15 protein-coding genes are annotated in these 14,570 nt (G+C 71.2%); all 15 read left to right on the plus strand.

Features of this window, described 5'->3' with window-relative positions; all coding sequences use genetic code 11:
* Window positions 1-146 precede the first annotated feature (146 nt).
* Window positions 147-599: a PTS sugar transporter subunit IIA gene (locus PLE19_07705; protein ID HPD14818.1), complete on the plus strand. Its 453-nt coding sequence runs from the start codon at window positions 147-149 to the stop codon at window positions 597-599.
* Window positions 600-642: 43 nt separating this feature from the next.
* Window positions 643-972, plus strand: a complete 330-nt coding sequence (locus PLE19_07710; protein ID HPD14819.1) for a hypothetical protein — start codon at window positions 643-645, stop codon at window positions 970-972.
* On the plus strand, window positions 956-1,981 hold the full coding sequence (locus PLE19_07715; GenBank protein HPD14820.1) for a V-type ATPase subunit: 1,026 nt from the start codon (window positions 956-958) through the stop codon (window positions 1,979-1,981). Before PLE19_07710 ends, PLE19_07715 begins: the two co-directional genes overlap by 17 nt.
* 13 nt (window positions 1,982-1,994) lie before the next feature.
* Window positions 1,995-3,947, plus strand: a complete 1,953-nt coding sequence (locus PLE19_07720; protein HPD14821.1) for a V-type ATPase 116kDa subunit family protein — start codon at window positions 1,995-1,997, stop codon at window positions 3,945-3,947.
* Between the two features lie 15 nt (window positions 3,948-3,962).
* Entirely contained in the window at window positions 3,963-4,331 is a 369-nt protein-coding gene (locus tag PLE19_07725; GenBank protein HPD14822.1) for an ATP synthase subunit C, read from the plus strand.
* Window positions 4,332-4,379: 48 nt separating this feature from the next.
* Window positions 4,380-4,685, plus strand: coding sequence for a V-type ATP synthase subunit F (locus PLE19_07730; GenBank protein ID HPD14823.1), 306 nt, complete (start codon window positions 4,380-4,382; stop codon window positions 4,683-4,685).
* A gap of 19 nt (window positions 4,686-4,704) precedes the next feature.
* Window positions 4,705-5,322 (plus strand): V-type ATP synthase subunit E family protein, encoded by a 618-nt coding sequence (locus PLE19_07735; protein ID HPD14824.1) that lies wholly within the window; start codon window positions 4,705-4,707, stop codon window positions 5,320-5,322.
* 77 nt (window positions 5,323-5,399) lie between these two features.
* Window positions 5,400-7,160 (plus strand): V-type ATP synthase subunit A, encoded by a 1,761-nt coding sequence (locus tag PLE19_07740; GenBank protein ID HPD14825.1) that lies wholly within the window; start codon window positions 5,400-5,402, stop codon window positions 7,158-7,160.
* Entirely contained in the window at window positions 7,160-8,665 is a 1,506-nt protein-coding gene (locus PLE19_07745) for a V-type ATP synthase subunit B (protein ID HPD14826.1), read from the plus strand. Before PLE19_07740 ends, PLE19_07745 begins: the two co-directional genes overlap by 1 nt.
* Window positions 8,666-8,668: 3 nt before the next feature.
* Window positions 8,669-9,283: a V-type ATP synthase subunit D gene (locus PLE19_07750; protein ID HPD14827.1), complete on the plus strand. Its 615-nt coding sequence runs from the start codon at window positions 8,669-8,671 to the stop codon at window positions 9,281-9,283.
* A gap of 3 nt (window positions 9,284-9,286) precedes the next feature.
* Window positions 9,287-9,739: a universal stress protein gene (locus PLE19_07755; GenBank protein HPD14828.1), complete on the plus strand. Its 453-nt coding sequence runs from the start codon at window positions 9,287-9,289 to the stop codon at window positions 9,737-9,739.
* Between the two features lie 121 nt (window positions 9,740-9,860).
* Window positions 9,861-10,553 (plus strand): amino acid racemase, encoded by a 693-nt coding sequence (locus PLE19_07760; GenBank protein HPD14829.1) that lies wholly within the window; start codon window positions 9,861-9,863, stop codon window positions 10,551-10,553.
* Window positions 10,554-10,586: 33 nt separating this feature from the next.
* The gene (locus PLE19_07765) at window positions 10,587-11,018 is read left to right on the plus strand and encodes a hypothetical protein (GenBank protein ID HPD14830.1); all 432 of its coding nucleotides are present in this window, start codon (window positions 10,587-10,589) and stop codon (window positions 11,016-11,018) included.
* Between the two features lie 112 nt (window positions 11,019-11,130).
* Entirely contained in the window at window positions 11,131-12,564 is a 1,434-nt protein-coding gene (locus PLE19_07770; protein HPD14831.1) for a TolC family protein, read from the plus strand.
* Complete coding sequence (locus PLE19_07775; GenBank protein HPD14832.1) at window positions 12,561-14,435, plus strand: efflux RND transporter periplasmic adaptor subunit; 1,875 nt, start codon at window positions 12,561-12,563, stop codon at window positions 14,433-14,435. The genes PLE19_07770 and PLE19_07775 overlap by 4 nt, the downstream gene beginning before the upstream one ends.
* Window positions 14,436-14,570 lie beyond the last annotated feature (135 nt).

Below are 14,570 nucleotides of genomic sequence, written 5' to 3' on the forward strand. Positions count from 1 at the left end.
ACCCCCTTGCACCCCGGCCCCCCTGCTTCCCTGGGTCCCGCCCTCACGCCAGTGTTTGCAATGGGCGGGGGCATCTGCTATAGTTGGTGAGTTAAAGTCGGCTCCCCGCCTCATGGGAGCCGCCCAGCGCGAAGGGGTAGCCAGAGATGAAACTTAGCGACCTGCTCAACGAGAGCGTGGTGAAGGTCGGGTTGGAATCGGAAGACAAGGAAGAACTGTTCGCGGAGATGATCGAACTCCTGGTACGCGCGGGACGCCTGGAGGACCGCGACCGGGCGCTCCAGGCCATCCTGGCCCGCGAGGAGATGGCCACCACCGGCATCGGCAGCGGCGTGGCCGTCCCCCATGGTAAGGAACCGTCCATCAAGTCCCTCCTCGTCGCCCTCGGCATCTCCAAGAAGGGCATCGAGTACGACGCCACCGACGGCGAGCCGGTGTACCTGGTCTTTCTGGTGCTTGCCGAGGCCAATAACCCCGGGCCGCACGTGCAGTGCCTGGGCGAGATCGCCCGCCTGCTTCAGGTGCCGGGCCTGAACGAACGCCTGCGCGCCGCGAAGAACGCGCGCGAGGTGCTCGACATCATCCGCGCCGAGGAGTAGCCCGGCCCGCCGCCTTCGACCCTCTGCGGAGCCACGAGGGGCCATGAAGGAAATCATCCAGGAACTCCTGCGGGTCGAGAGCCAGGCCCGCCAGCTCGTGGCCGAGGCCGAGGCCGAGGCCCAGCAGGCCGTGGCCGCCGCCAGGGCCCAGGCCCAGGCGCAAGCCGAGGAGAGCCGGCTGCGCGCCAGCGAGGAGGCGCAACGCCTGGTGGCCCAGCGGGCCGAAGAGGCCCGCCGCCAGAAGCAGGCCCGGCTCGAAGCCGCCGCGGCGGCCAACCGCGACGCCGCCCGCATCCCCCCATCGCTCGCCCAGCGCGCCGTCGAGGCCATCTGCCGCGCCGTGACGGGAGCCGACGATGCCACTCAGCGGTGACTTCGATTACATTCAGGCCAAGGTCCACGGCCTCCGCAGCCGCGTTTACGAGCTGGACCGCCTGGACGCCCTGTGCGACCTGCGCACCGTGGCCCAGCTCTGGCACCGCTTGTACCCCGAAGCCGACGCCCAGGGCCACCACGAACTCCAACGCCGCCTCCTGGCCGACCACGTGGCCGAGCTCGCCAGCGTCCAGCCCCACCTGCCCGAGCCTCTCGGCCCGCTCTACGCCTGGATGATGCGGCGGTTCCAGGTGGAGAACCTCAAGGTCATCCTCCGCGCCTGGAAGGCCCACGAACCGCCCGAGCGTGTGCTGCCGTTCCTGGCCCCCTTGCGCGGCGGCCTGGCCCTGGAGGCAGCCCCGCTGCTCCGAGCCGCCGACCTGGCGAGCTTTGTGCTCGGCATCCCCGAGCCGCAGCTCCGCGCCGCGGCGCTCGAGGCCGCCCCGCAGCACGCCGAGGCGGGCGAGACCTTCTTCGTCGAGGCCGCGCTCGACGCGGCTTACTACACCCGCCTCCTGTCGCTTGCCGCCGAGTTGCCGGCCCTCCACCGCCGCACGTGCGAACCGCTCGTGCGCCTGGAGGCGGCCATCTACAACACGCTGGCGATCTTCCGCCTCAAGCTCAACTACCATCTCGCCCAGGAGAAGGCCCGCGCCTTCCTGGCCCAGGGCGCCCTCCACCTTGTGCAGGTCGAGCGCCTGTTCGACTACCCCGACTTCCGCGACATGCTGGCCCACGTGCCGCGCGAGCTCGTGCGGCCCGAGGACGCCGCCCGCCTCTTCGCCATCGCCGACCTCGAGCGGGCCGTCTGGGAGCGCCTGCTGCGCGTGGCCAACCGCCAGTTCTACCGGTCCGTGGGCGACCTCGGCCTCGTCGTGGCCTTCTACACCGTCAAGCGCGTCGAATTGGCCAACCTCATCCGCGTGATCGAGGGCGTGCGCTACGGCCTCGCGCCCACCCTCATCCGCGAAGGGCTGATCCATCCGCGGCTGACCGCCGCCGCGTAGCGAGGGCCCGCACGTGCTCAAACCGGCCCCGATGAAACGCATCCGCCTCCTGATCCTCGAGCGCGACGTGCGCGCCGTCACCGAGGGCCTGGGCCGTCTGGGCGTGGTGCACCTCTCGCAGGCGCAGGCCACCGAGGGCGGCGAGCTCGTGAACGCCACGCGCCTCGGCGAGGAGTTGGGCCTCATCCACTCGCTCCTCGAGCGGGTGACCGCGCTCTGCGACGCGCTGGAGATCGGCGAGGACCGCCCCGCCGAGCAAGTGCCCTATGCCGACGCGCGCGAGCTGGACGCCGAGCTGGCGCCGCTCGAGCAGCGGCTGGCCGCCGTGCTGGAGCGGCGGAAGAGCCTGGACGCCGACATCGAGGCCGAGTACCAGGTGCTGCGCGACGCGGAGGCCTACCGGCCCATCGAAGTGGCGCCCGACCAGTTGCGCGACCTGGCCTTCCTGCACTTCGCCCTCGGCACCCTGCCATCGCGCGAGATCGCCCCGCTGCGCGAGAAGCTCGAGGGCAAGGCCGTGTTCCTGCCCTTCAAGTCGCCCGACGGCCGCCAGCGCGTCGTGGCCCTCGCCACCCGCGCGGCCCGCTTCGCCCTCGACTCGCTGCTGGCCGAGCACCACTTCGTGGCCGAGCGGCTGCCCGAGCGCACCGCGGGGGCGCCGGCCGACGTCTCGCGCAAGGCCGAAGAGCGGCTCCTGGCCCTCGCCAAGGAGCAGGAGGCCCTGCGCGCCGAAACCGCCGGCCTGGCCGCCGAACTGGGCGGCCGCCTCGCCGCCTGGCGCCAGCGCCTGCGCACCGACGAGCAGCTCCTCCACGCCCAGGCCTACTTCGGCCACACCAGCGCCACCTGCCTGATCGCCGGCTACGTGCCGTCGGTGCGCGTGGACGCGCTGCGCGAGGAGCTGCTGCGCCTGACCGACGGGCGGGTGGTCATCGAGGTGGCCGATCCGCCGGCCGCCGACCCCGACACCCCCACGCTGCTGGTGAACCCGCGGCTCCTGAAGCCGTTCGAGATGCTCGTCGCCGGCTACGGGCACCCGGGCTACCGCGAGATCGAGCCCACGCCGCTCGTCGCCCTCAGCTTCCTGCTGATGTTCGGCATCATGTTCGGCGACGTGGGCCAGGGCGCCGTGCTCCTGGCCGCAGGCCTTGCCCTGGCGCGCCGCGGCCGCACCGACAAGGTGCGCGACTTCGGCACCCTGCTCTGGCTGTGCGGCATCGTGGCCATGCTGTCGGGCTGGGTCTACGGCAGCGTGTTCGGCATCGAGCGGGTCCTCCAGCCGCCCTGGGGCGGGTGGTTCGCCCTCGATGTCACCCGCATCGAGTCGATCAAGCCCCTCCTCATCGCCACCGTGGGCCTCGGTGTGGTGATGATGACGCTGGGCGTGGTGCTCAACCTGATCAACCGCATCCAGGCGCGCGACTACTTCGCCCTGGTGATTGACAAGTTCGGCCTCGTGGGCTTCATCTTCTACTGGGGCGCGCTGGGCCTCGGCCTGCGCACGCTGGTGTGGGAGAGCGGGCCGCCCGCGGCCTGGGAGATCGGGGTGCTCGTGATCCTGCCGCTGGTTGTGCTGTTCTTCCGGGAGCCGCTGCACTATCTGATGACGCGGCGCGACCACACGCGCAAGGCGCACCTGCTCGCGGGGCTGATGGAGGGGTTTGTGGATATTCTCGAGACCGTGAGCGCCTACGCGGCGAACACGGTGTCGTTCGTGCGCGTGGGCGCCTTCGCCCTGGCGCACGCGGCGGTGTGCGTGGCGATCTTCGCTATCGAGCGCATGGTGCGCGGGGCGCCCGGCGGCCCGATGTGGAGCCTGCTGGTCGTCGTCTTCGGCAATGCGCTCGTCATCGGGCTCGAGGGGCTCGTGGTCTCCATCCAGGCGATGCGCCTGGAGTACTACGAGTTCTTCAGCAAGTTCTTCAGTGGCCAGGGAAAGGCCTATCATCCGTTCAAGCTCACCTAGGAGCCAGGAGGTCGCATGGAGAGCAAGCTGCGGGTGTCCATCATGATCTGGGCGGCGGCCGTGTTGCTGGTGGCGTTGCCGCTGGGGCTGGGCCTCAGCGCGGTGCTCGGCGGCGAGGAGCCGGCCAAGGAGGCCGAGAAGGCGCCCACGCTCAAGCGCGAGTCGGGCGAGAACATCGCCTTCGCCGTCAGCGTGGCCGTGACCACCTCGATGGCGTGCTTCAGCGCCGCCTATGCCGTGGGCAAGGTGGGCGCGGCCGCCCTCGGCGCGGCCAGCGAGCGGCCCGAGTTGCTCGGGCGGGCCCTCATCTTCGTCGGCCTCGCCGAAGGCATCGCCATCTATGGCCTCATCATCGCCATCCTGCTGCTCGGCTACCTCAGGTAGCCGCGCGGCCCCGGCGGCGAAGGCCACGGCCCGCGGGCGGAGCACGCCATGCACTACTACGTGATCGGCGACGAAGACACCGTGCTCGGTTTCCGCTACGCCGGCGTGCCGGGCGACATCGTGAAGAGCGCCGAGGCAGCGCACGACGCGCTCGAGCGCGTGCTGCGCCGGCGCGACGTGGTGATCCTCATCATGACCGATCGGGTGGCCGACTGGATCCGCCCCGAGGTGAACCGCGTGCATTTCGATTTCGAGCTGCCGCTGGTCGTCGAGGTGCCCGGGCCCGCCGGCCCGTCGCCCGAACGCAAGGACCTGCTGACCCTCATCCGCGAGGCCGTCGGCATCAAGGTCTAGCCACAGGAAACGCGAACCCATGGCGAGCGAGAAGGTCCTGTCGGACGAGATTCTCAAGGACGCGCAAACGAAGGCTGACCGCCTGCGCAAGCGCGGCGAGCGCGACGCGAAGAAGATCCTGGACGAGGCGGCGAAGGAGGCGGCCGCCGCGGCCGAACGCACCCTCCAGGTGGCCCGCGCCCGGGCCGACCGGGTGACGCAGTCGCTCCTGGCCACCGTAGAGCAGGACGTGCGCCGCGGCCTCCTCGCCGCGCGCGAGGCCGAGCTCGACCGGCTTTTCGAGGCCGCCCGCCAGCGCCTGGCGGACCGCTCCTCCTACGATCCCGCGGCCGTGCTCGCCGCGCTGGCGGCCCAGGCCATCGGCGCCATGCGGGCCGACCGCGTGGTGCTCGCCCTGGCCGAGGCCGACCGCGCGATCGCCACCGAGGCCTGGCGGGCCGACGTGCGCCGCCGTCTGGGACGCGACGTGGCCATCGAGGTCTCGCCCGAGCCCGCACCCATCGAGGGCGGCCTCATCGTCCGCTCGGCCGACGGGCGGCTGCTCTACGACAACTCGTTCGGGGCCAGGCTCCGCCGCCTGTGGCCCGAGCTCAGGAAGGAACTCGCCGCCGAGGTGTTCCAGGAGAACAGCCCGTAGCCCGTCGCCGGGGAAGGGGCCGGCGGCCCCGCCCGGCGGCGCACCACGGGGGTTCCGCGAAGGATAAGAGCGAAGCTATGCAAGGTCACGGCACCATCACCCGCATCTCCGGCCCCATCGTGCACGCCAGCGGCCTGGGCGACGCGATGATGTACGAGGTCGTCGAAGTCGGGCACCCGCGCCTCATGGGCGAGGTCATCCGCCTGCGCGGCGACCAGGCCACCCTCCAGGTCTACGAAGACACCACCGGCGTCCGCCCCGGCGAGCCGGTCTACCGCAGCGGCGCGCCGCTGTCGCTCTCGCTCGGCCCGGGCCTCATCGGGAACATCTACGACGGCATCCAGCGCCCGCTGCCCGAGATCGCGCGCGAGAGCGGCTGCTACATCCGCCGCGGCGAGAAGGTGCCCGCCCTGCCGCCCGAGAGGGCCTGGCACTTCGTGCCCTGCGTCGCCGCGGGCGCCGAGGTCGCGCCCGGCCACCTCCTCGGCACGGTGCAGGAGACGCCATGCATCCAGCACCGCATCCTGTGCCCGCCCGGCCTCCGCGGCACGCTGGCCCACGTGGCGCCCGAGGGCGGCTACAGGGTGGCCGACCCCGTGGCCGTGGTGCGCACGCCCGCGGGCGACCGCCAAGTGACAATGAGCCAGCGCTGGCCGGTGCGCCAGGCGCGGCCTTACGCCTTGCGCCTGCCGCCCACGGCCCCCCTCATCACCGGCCAGCGGGTGATTGACACGCTCTTCCCGATCAGCCGTGGCGGGGCCGCCGCCATTCCCGGCGGCTTCGGCACCGGCAAGACCATGACCCAGCACGCCCTGGCCAAGTGGAGCGACGCCGACCTCATCGTCTACGTGGGCTGCGGCGAGCGCGGCAACGAGATGACCGACGTGCTGACCAGCTTCCCCGAGCTCACCGATCCGCGCACCGGCCGCCCGCTGATGGAGCGCACGGTGCTCATCGCCAACACGTCGAACATGCCGGTCGCCGCGCGCGAAGTCTCCATCTACACCGGCATCACCATCGCCGAGTACTTCCGCGACATGGGCTACCACGTGGGCGTGATGGCCGACTCGACCTCGCGGTGGGCCGAGGCGCTCCGCGAGCTGGCGGCGCGCCTGGAGGAGATGCCGGCCGAGGAGGGCTTCCCCGCCTACCTGCCCAGCCGTCTGGCCGGCTTCTACGAGCGCGGCGGCGCCGTGGAGACCCTCGGCGGCCGGCGGGCCTCGATCAGCATCGTGGGCGCCGTGTCGCCGCCCGGCGGCGACTTCTCGGAGCCGGTCACCCAGCACACCCGCCGCTTCATCCGCTGCTTCTGGGCGCTCGACACCACGCTGGCCAACGCCCGCCACTACCCGGCCATCCACTGGCTGCGCAGCTACAGCGAGTACGTGGGCGACGTGGCCGAGTGGTGGCAGGAGATCGAGCCCGAGTGGCCGGCGCTGCGCCAGCGCCTCATCGAGCTGCTCCAGCGCGAGGACCGCCTCCAGCAGATCGTCAAGCTCGTCGGGCCCGACGTGCTGCCCGACACCCATCGCCTGGTGCTGCTGGTGGCCGAGATGATCAAGAACGGCTTCCTCCAGCAGAATGCCTTCGACGAAATCGACATGTACTGCCTGCCGCGCAAGCAGGCGGCCCTGATGCGCCTGATCGTGGAGTTCTACGAGCGCGCCGACCGCATCATCGCCAAGGGCGCGCCGCTCGTGCGCCTCCACGACCTGCCCTGCGTCAACGAGATCGTGCGCGCGCGCTCCACCGTGCCCAACGACCAGCCGCAGGGCCTCGACGCTGTGCGCGACCGCATGCGCGCCCAGCTCGGCGAGCTGGAAAGGAGCTACGCCTGATGCCCGTGGTGGACCATGGTCTGGAATATGTGGGCCTCGAACAGGTCAACGGCCCCCTCATCTTCATCGAGGCCGTGCGCGACGTCGGCTACGGCGAGGTCGTCGAGATCGCCGACGCCGAGGGCACCCCCCGCCTGGGCACGGTGCTCGACATCTCGGACCGCCACGCCGTGGTCCAGGTCCTCGAGGGCACCAGCGGCCTAGCGGGCCGCTCGACCCGCGTGCGCTTCCTCGGCAAGCCGCTGGGCCTGCCCGTGTCGCGGGCCATGCTGGGCCGCGTCTTCGACGGCATCGGACGGCCGCTCGACGGCGGCCCCGCCCCCTTGAGCCGCGAGGAGCGCGACATCAATGGCCAGCCGGTCAACCCCTTCTCGCGCCGCTACCCGCGCGACTTCATCCAGACCGGCATCTCGGCAATTGACGGCATGAACACCCTGGTGCGCGGGCAGAAGCTGCCGATCTTCTCGGGCAGCGGCCTGCCGCACGACCGCATCGCCGCGCAGATCGCCCGCCAGGCCCGGCTGCTCGACCAGAACGTGAACTTCGCTATCGTCTTCGGCGCCATGGGCGTCAAGCACGACGTCGCGCAGTTCTTCACCCGCTCGTTCGAGGAGAGTGGCGTGCTCGGCAACGTGGCGCTCTTCCTCAGCCTCGCCAGCGCGCCCTCCATCGAGCGCCTGCTCACCCCGCGGTCTGCCCTCACGCTCGCCGAGCACCTGGCCTTCGACTGCGGCTTGCACGTGCTCGTGCTGCTCACCGATATGACCAACTACTGCGAATCGCTGCGCGAGATCGGCACGGCCCGCGGCGAGATTCCCGCCCGCAAGGGCTATCCCGGCTACCTCTACAGCGACCTCGCCTCGATCTACGAACGGGCCGGGCGCGTCGAAGGCTCCGAAGGCTCGATCACCCAGATGGCCATCCTCACCATGCCCAGCGACGACATCTCGCACCCCGTGCCCGATCTCACGGGCTACATCACCGAGGGCCAGATCGTGCTGGAGCGCGACCTCTTCCAGCGCGGCATCTACCCGCCCATCGCCGGCCTGCCCAGCCTCTCGCGCCTGATGAAAGACGGCATCGGCAAGGGGCGCACCCGCGAGGACCACGCACCGCTGGCCAGCCAGCTCTTCGCCGCCTACGCCGTGGTCAAGCGCGTGCGCGGCCTCGCCGCCGTCATCGGCGAGGAGGAGCTCCCGCCCCTCGACAAAGGCTACCTGGCCTTTGGCGAAGCCTTCGAGCGCCGCTTCCTCGCCCAGGGCGAGGACGAGAATCGCACGATCGAGCAGACGCTGGACCTCGGCTGGGACGTGCTGTCGCTGCTCCCGCGCTCGGAGCTTCATCGCATCAGCGAGGCGCTGCTCGACGCCCACTACAAGGCCGCCGTCGAGACCAAAGTGGTCGAACGCAAAGAGACCGGCGCCGCGGGAAGCGCGGACGCCGAAGCGGTGGAACGTCGCAAACTGGAACCCGGCGCCCCGATGCTGCCATCCCAGGAGGTCTGAGCCGTGGCCAAGCTCGAGGTCCCGCCCACCAAGTCCAGCCTCCTCGCCCTCGAGCGCAGCCTGGAGTTCGCCCAGGAGGGCTACGAGCTGCTCGAGCAGAAGCGGCAGATTCTCGTGCTGGAGCTCATGAGCCGCCTGGAGGCCGCCAAGCGCGCGCAGAAGGACGTGGACGAGGCGATGGCTGCGGCCTTCGCGGCGTTGCGCGAAGCGGCGCTGCGCAGCGGCACCGAGGCCCTCGCCCGCGAGGCGCTGGGCATCGTGCGCCGCCACAAGCTCGACTACCGCGGCCGCCCCGTGATGGGCATTGACCTGCCCACCGTGACGGCCGAGCACGAGGCCCCGAAGCCCGAGTTCAGCACCGCCTCGGGCAGCGCGGCCTCCGACGACGTAATGGCCCACTTCACCCGAGCGCTCGACGCCCTGGCGCGCCTCGCCGAGGTCGAGAACGCCGTCCTCCGCCTCGCCTCCGAGGTGCGCCGCACCCAGCGCCGCGTCAACGCACTCGACAAAGTCTTCATCCCCGACTACCAGGAGACCGTGAACTACATCGAAGACGTCCTCGAAGAGCGTGAACGGGAGCAGTTCGTGATCATGAAGATGGCCAAAGGCCAGGCATAACGAATGGCACAGCAACCGTTTCGGCACATCCTCGTGTTGGTGGACGGCACCGAGTCGTCGTTCAAGGCGGCCGAGAGCGCCGTGCAGATCGCCAGGGCCGAGAAGGCGCAACTCACCGCCGTGGGCATCGTGGACACGGCGACGCTCAAGCACCTCCTCTCCACCCACATCATGGTGGCGGCGGAGATGGAGGAGTACGAGCGCGACCTCGAGGCCTCGGGCCGCAAGCACCTGGCCTACGTGGCCGACCTCGCGGCCGAGCACGGCGTGAAGGCCCGCACCGTGCTGCTCAAGGGCGCGGTCCACAGCGCCGTGCTGGCCGAGCAGAAGGCGAGCGGCGCCGACCTCATCGTCATCGGCGCCTTCCGCTGGAGCCTGTGCCACCGCGACCAGGCCGCGCGCGAGCGGCAGCTCATCCTCGACGAGGCCCCCTGCCCCGTTCTCGTCGTCCGCTAGACGGCGGGCCGGCGGCGGAGCGGAGGCGCCTTGCGAGGACCCGCCGTCCGCGCGCCCGCCCAGAGGCCGGCCTCCCGCAGTCTTGGAGCGTGCGGGGGCACCGTGGAGGCCCGCCAAGCCTATGGCGAAGCACATCGGCATTGTCGCGTGCAGCGCGGAGGGGGCAGCCCTCTGCTACCGCACGATCTGTGCGGAAGCGTCCGCCCGGATGGGCGAACACGCGCATCCCGAAACCACCATGCACACCCACCCCCTCGCCGCCTACATGGTGCACATTCGCTCCGGCGAGTGGGCCGCCGTGGCCGAGCTGATGCTCTCGTCGGCCCACAAGCTGGCTGCCGTGGGCGCCGACTTCGCCATCTGCCCCGACAACACGATCCACCAGGCCTTCGGCCTCGTCGAGCCGCGCTCGCCCATCCCCTGGCTGCACATCGCCCGCATCGTGGCCTTCGAGGCCAAGCGGCGCGGGTTCGCGCGCCTCGGCATTCTCGGCACCCGCTACCTGATGGAGGGCCCAGTCTACCCCGAGGCCTTAGCCCCCGCGGGCATCGCCGCTCTCGTGCCCGACGAGGCCGACCGCGAGCGGATTGACGCCATCATCTTCCGGGAGCTGGTCAACGCCGTCTTCACCGAGGAGTCGCGGCTCTACCTCAACGCCGTGATGGCGAGGCTCCGCGCACGCGGGGCCGATGCGGCCGTGCTCGGCTGCACGGAGATTCCGTTGCTCGTGCGGCCCGACGAGGCGCCTCTGCCCACCCTCGACTCCACCCGCCTCCTGGCCCGCGCGGCGCTGGCCTGCGCAATTGGCGCTTGAAATCAAGCGGGCTTTGCGCGATGCTGTACAGTGATGAAGACGACGCGCCCCCAATCCCTGATGGCCCTGGCTTGCATCGGCGCGTATGTGCTGATGGCCCAGGTGGAGCTGGTGCTGTGCGTGAGCGCCGACGGCCGCGTGGCTCTCGAGGCCGCGGCCTGCGGCTGTTGCGACCAGTGCGCTGACTCCGCCGCAAGCCCGCTTCAGCGCGCGCCCCAACCCACCGTGGCCAGGGGCAAAGGCTCGTGCAGCTTCTGCTGCGTGGACACGGCGGTCCACGTCAATGGCGTGGCGGTCCAGCCGTCGGCGGGCCATTCCTCCAAGCTGCACGAACGGGCGCCGGCCGCTTCAGCCCTGGCCGTGCCGCCCGCCGGTGTGACGCCCGCGGCGGCGGTCCCCGCGTCCCACGCCCCGCCGCCGAATGCCGGCTTCCAATCCCTCCAGACCGTGGTTCTGCGGATCTAGCCCTCTCACGTCCGATGCCGTGCGTGTGGCCCCCGCGGCGGAGGCTCCGCCGTCCGGGGGCGATCCCTGGCGTTGGCGGCCACTGGGCCGCGAGCGAGCGAGAGGAACCCGAATGGTCGGCAGAGCGTGCGTTCTTGCAGGCATCTTTCTTGCCCTGGTGGCGGGTGGCTGCGCCACCCCGCAACCGGGCCGCGTGGCACCGCCCGAGCGCCGCCCCCTGGGCCGCGACCTGACCGCCTTCGAGGCGCCAGCCGATGCCGCGGTCCCCCGCCCGGAAATCGAGGAGCCCAAGGGGCCGCTCACCCTGCGCGAGGCGCTGGCCCTGGCGCTGCTGCATAGCCCCGAGCTGGCGGAAAGCGCGTGGGACATTCGCATGGCCGAGGCCAGGGTGCTCCAGGCCGGCCTGGGGCCGAATCCCGAGCTGGGGTTCGACTCCGAAGGCTTCGGCGGCACACGGGACAAGAAGGGCTTCGGAAACGCCGAGGGGTCGTTGAGCCTCGCCTACACTATCGAGCTGGGCGGCAAGCGGCTCAAGCGCGTCCGCGCCGCTGAGGCCGAGGGCCGTCTCGCCGCGTGGGACTACGAGACCAAGCGCCTCGACGTGCTCACCGCCACGGCCAAAGCGTTCATCGCCCTGGTGGCCGCGCAGGAACAGGTGGCGCTCGCCGAAGAACTCGTCGCCCTCGCGGAGAGTATCCTCCGCAACGTCGCGGAGCGGGTCAAGGCGGGCAAGGTGTCGCCGCTCGAAGAGCACAAGGCCAAGGGCGAGCTGGCCTCGGCCCGCATCGCGCGCGAGCAGGCCCGACACCGGGTCGCCGCTGCCCGCCGCCGACTCGCCACGTTCTGGGGCGGCGCCGAGCCGGCCTTCGAGCGGGCCGTGGGCGACCTGGCCGCCGCGGCGCCACCGCCCCCCGAGACGAGCCTCGCGGGCCTGCTGGCGCAGAACCCCGACCTGGAGCGCTGGGCCGACGAGGCCGCGCAGCGCCGGGCTGCGCTGGAGCTGGAAAAGGCCAACCGCTGGCCCGACCTCAACCTGTCGCCCGGCCTCGGCTACTTCGGGGAGTCGGGCGCCTTCGCCTGGCTCTTCGGCTGGGCGCTGCCGCTCACGGTGCGGAACCGCAACCAGGGCGCGATTCTGGAGGCCACGCACAGTGTGGCCAAGGCCGCCGAGATGCGCCGCGCGGCCGAGGCGAAGGCCCGAGCCGAGCTGGCCGAGGCCTACAGCGAGCTCGCCGCCGCGTTCGAGGAGATACGCGGCATCCGGGCCGAGGTGCTGCCGGCGGCCCAAGCCGCCTACGATGCGGCGAGCGCGGGCTTCCGAGAAGGCAAGTTTCCCTTCCTCGACGTGCTCGACGCCCAGCGCACCCTGTTCGACGCCCGCGGCAACCTCCTCACCGCCCTGGCCGAATACCACAAGGCCCTGGCCGACGTCGAGCGCCTCATCGGCCAGAGCGTCCCCCTCTCTCCCGTCCCCCAACCTCCCGCGGCTGCGGAACCCGCGGGAGGTTCTGCTGCGGGAGGGCCATCGGAAAGGAGCCAGCCATGAAGAAGCTGCTCGCCGCCCTCAGCCATGCGGGCTGGGCGCTGTTCGTCTTCACCGCCCTCACGGGCCTTTTCCTCTGGCGCACGGGCAGCCTTCAGATTCGCCTGACCGGCGCCCCGGCCGCCGCGGACCCCGGCGCGAGTCACGCCCACGGCGACGCCTGCGAGCACGACGCGCCCGAACCCGGCGCCCACAAACACGGCGCAGGCTGCGCCCACGACGAACCGAAGAAGGCCGACGCCCATGAGCACGGCGAAGCCTGTGCGCACGAGGGCGAGGCCGACTGGTGCGCTGAGCACAAGGTGCCCGAATCGGCCTGCACCCGCTGCAACCCCGGCCTGATCGCCAAGTTCAAGGAGAAGGGCGACTGGTGCGACGGGCACAACCTGCCCGAATCGCAGTGCGTGAAGTGCAACCCCGACGCCGCCGCGAAGCTCAAGCCGCCGCCGGCCGTGGCGGCCGCCGCCGCGCAGGCCAGGTGCGAGCACGGCGTGGCCAAGATTGACTGCGACAACTGCCGCTTCGAGGTGGGCGCCGTGAAGGTGCGGCCCGACGTGGCCAAGGCCCTCCTCAAGCCGGCCAGGGTCCAGCACCAGGAGTTGGCCACCACAATGAGGCTGACCGGCCAGGTGCAACTTGACGAGACCCGCGTGGTGGACGTGGCGCCGCCTGCCCCTGGGCGCGTGGTGCGCGTCCAAGCCGTCCTCGGCCAGGCCGTCAGCGAGGGCGACGTGCTGGCCATCGTCCACTCGGCGGAGTTCGGGGTGGCCAAGGCCGGCTATCTGGACGCCTGGACGAAGCTGGAGCTGGCCCGCCGCGAGCAGGAGCGTCAGGCGGCGCTCAGCGGCGCGCTGGAGAAGGCCCTGGAGCACCTGGCCACCGACCACGGCGTGCCCGGCAAGTGCGACCCGCTGAGGGGCAATTGCTTGCCCCAGGCGCCGTTGGGCGAATGGCGCGCGAAGCTCCTCGGCGCGGCCGCCAAGCTGCGCCTCGCCCACTCGGTCTACGGCCGCGAGAAGGCGCTGCTCGACAAGCAGGCCTCGAGCCGCGCCGAGTTCGAGCAGGCCGAGCACGAGTTGCACGCGGCCCAGGTGGAGTACACCGCGCTCGTGGACGAGGCGCAGCTCGGCCTTCACTTGGAGAAGCTGCGCGCCGACAACGCTGCCCGCCAGGCCGAAATCGCCCTCACCGCCGCCGAACAGCAGCTTCACATCTTCGGGCTCGACGACGCCGCGGTGGCCGCCCTGCGTACGGAGAAGGAGAACGGCGGCTTCGCCCACCTGGCCGTGCGGGCGCCCCGGGCCGGCACCATTCTCACCCGCGCCGCGGCCGAGGGCAAGTTCGTGGAGGCCAAGGAAAGCCTCTTCGCGCTCGGCGACCTGTCCAACGTCTGGGTCTGGTGCAACGTCTACGAGCGCGACCTCGGCCCTCTCCACGCCGCGCTGGCCGAGGGCCAGCCGCCGCACGCCTGTGTGCGCGTGGCCGCCTTCGGCGACGAGCCGTTCTGCGGCGTGATTGACCTCATCGGCAGCATCGTGGACGAGAAGACCCGCACGGTGCGCGTGCGGGTGCAGGTGGACAACGCCCAGGGCAAGCTCAAGCCGGGCATGTTCGCCAACGTCGAAATCCAGTTCGCCAGCGGCAAGCAGGCGGCCTTCGTGCCGCGCGAGGCCGTGCTTGCGGACGAGGGCAGGCAATTCGTGTTCCAGGAGATGCAGGACGGCCTGTGGCTGCGCCGCGACGTGGCGACGGGCCGCACCCAGGGCCGCCTGGTGGAGATCGTGAGCGGCCTCGACCCCGACGCCACCGTGGCCGCGGGCGGGGCCTTCATGCTCAAGAGCGACATCCTGCGTTCTAAGATGGGCGCGGGGTGAGCAGACTAGTTGCCCGGGGACAGTTCGTCCCCGTCCACCCGTCCTTGTTCTCGAAGCGTTGTGTGGTATTGGGAGTTCGGTGTCAGGGGTCCGGTTCGCGCGGATTCGCGTGATTCGCGGTCGTTTTGAGGCTTC

Source organism: Planctomycetota bacterium (assembly GCA_035384565.1).
Taxonomy (GTDB): domain Bacteria; phylum Planctomycetota; class PUPC01; order DSUN01; family DSUN01; genus DAOOIT01.

Coding starts and splice junctions, on each gene's coding strand:
- PLE19_07725 (HPD14822.1), top strand. CDS start 3,963: ATGGAGAGCAAGCTGCGGGTGTCCATCATGATCTGGGCGGCGGCCGTG.
- PLE19_07740 (HPD14825.1), top strand. CDS start 5,400: ATGCAAGGTCACGGCACCATCACCCGCATCTCCGGCCCCATCGTGCAC.
- PLE19_07715 (HPD14820.1), top strand. CDS start 956: ATGCCACTCAGCGGTGACTTCGATTACATTCAGGCCAAGGTCCACGGC.
- PLE19_07770 (HPD14831.1), top strand. CDS start 11,131: ATGGTCGGCAGAGCGTGCGTTCTTGCAGGCATCTTTCTTGCCCTGGTG.
- PLE19_07710 (HPD14819.1), top strand. CDS start 643: ATGAAGGAAATCATCCAGGAACTCCTGCGGGTCGAGAGCCAGGCCCGC.
- PLE19_07760 (HPD14829.1), top strand. CDS start 9,861: ATGGCGAAGCACATCGGCATTGTCGCGTGCAGCGCGGAGGGGGCAGCC.
- PLE19_07745 (HPD14826.1), top strand. CDS start 7,160: ATGCCCGTGGTGGACCATGGTCTGGAATATGTGGGCCTCGAACAGGTC.
- PLE19_07735 (HPD14824.1), top strand. CDS start 4,705: ATGGCGAGCGAGAAGGTCCTGTCGGACGAGATTCTCAAGGACGCGCAA.
- PLE19_07775 (HPD14832.1), top strand. CDS start 12,561: ATGAAGAAGCTGCTCGCCGCCCTCAGCCATGCGGGCTGGGCGCTGTTC.
- PLE19_07765 (HPD14830.1), top strand. CDS start 10,587: ATGAAGACGACGCGCCCCCAATCCCTGATGGCCCTGGCTTGCATCGGC.
- PLE19_07755 (HPD14828.1), top strand. CDS start 9,287: ATGGCACAGCAACCGTTTCGGCACATCCTCGTGTTGGTGGACGGCACC.
- PLE19_07705 (HPD14818.1), top strand. CDS start 147: ATGAAACTTAGCGACCTGCTCAACGAGAGCGTGGTGAAGGTCGGGTTG.
- PLE19_07730 (HPD14823.1), top strand. CDS start 4,380: ATGCACTACTACGTGATCGGCGACGAAGACACCGTGCTCGGTTTCCGC.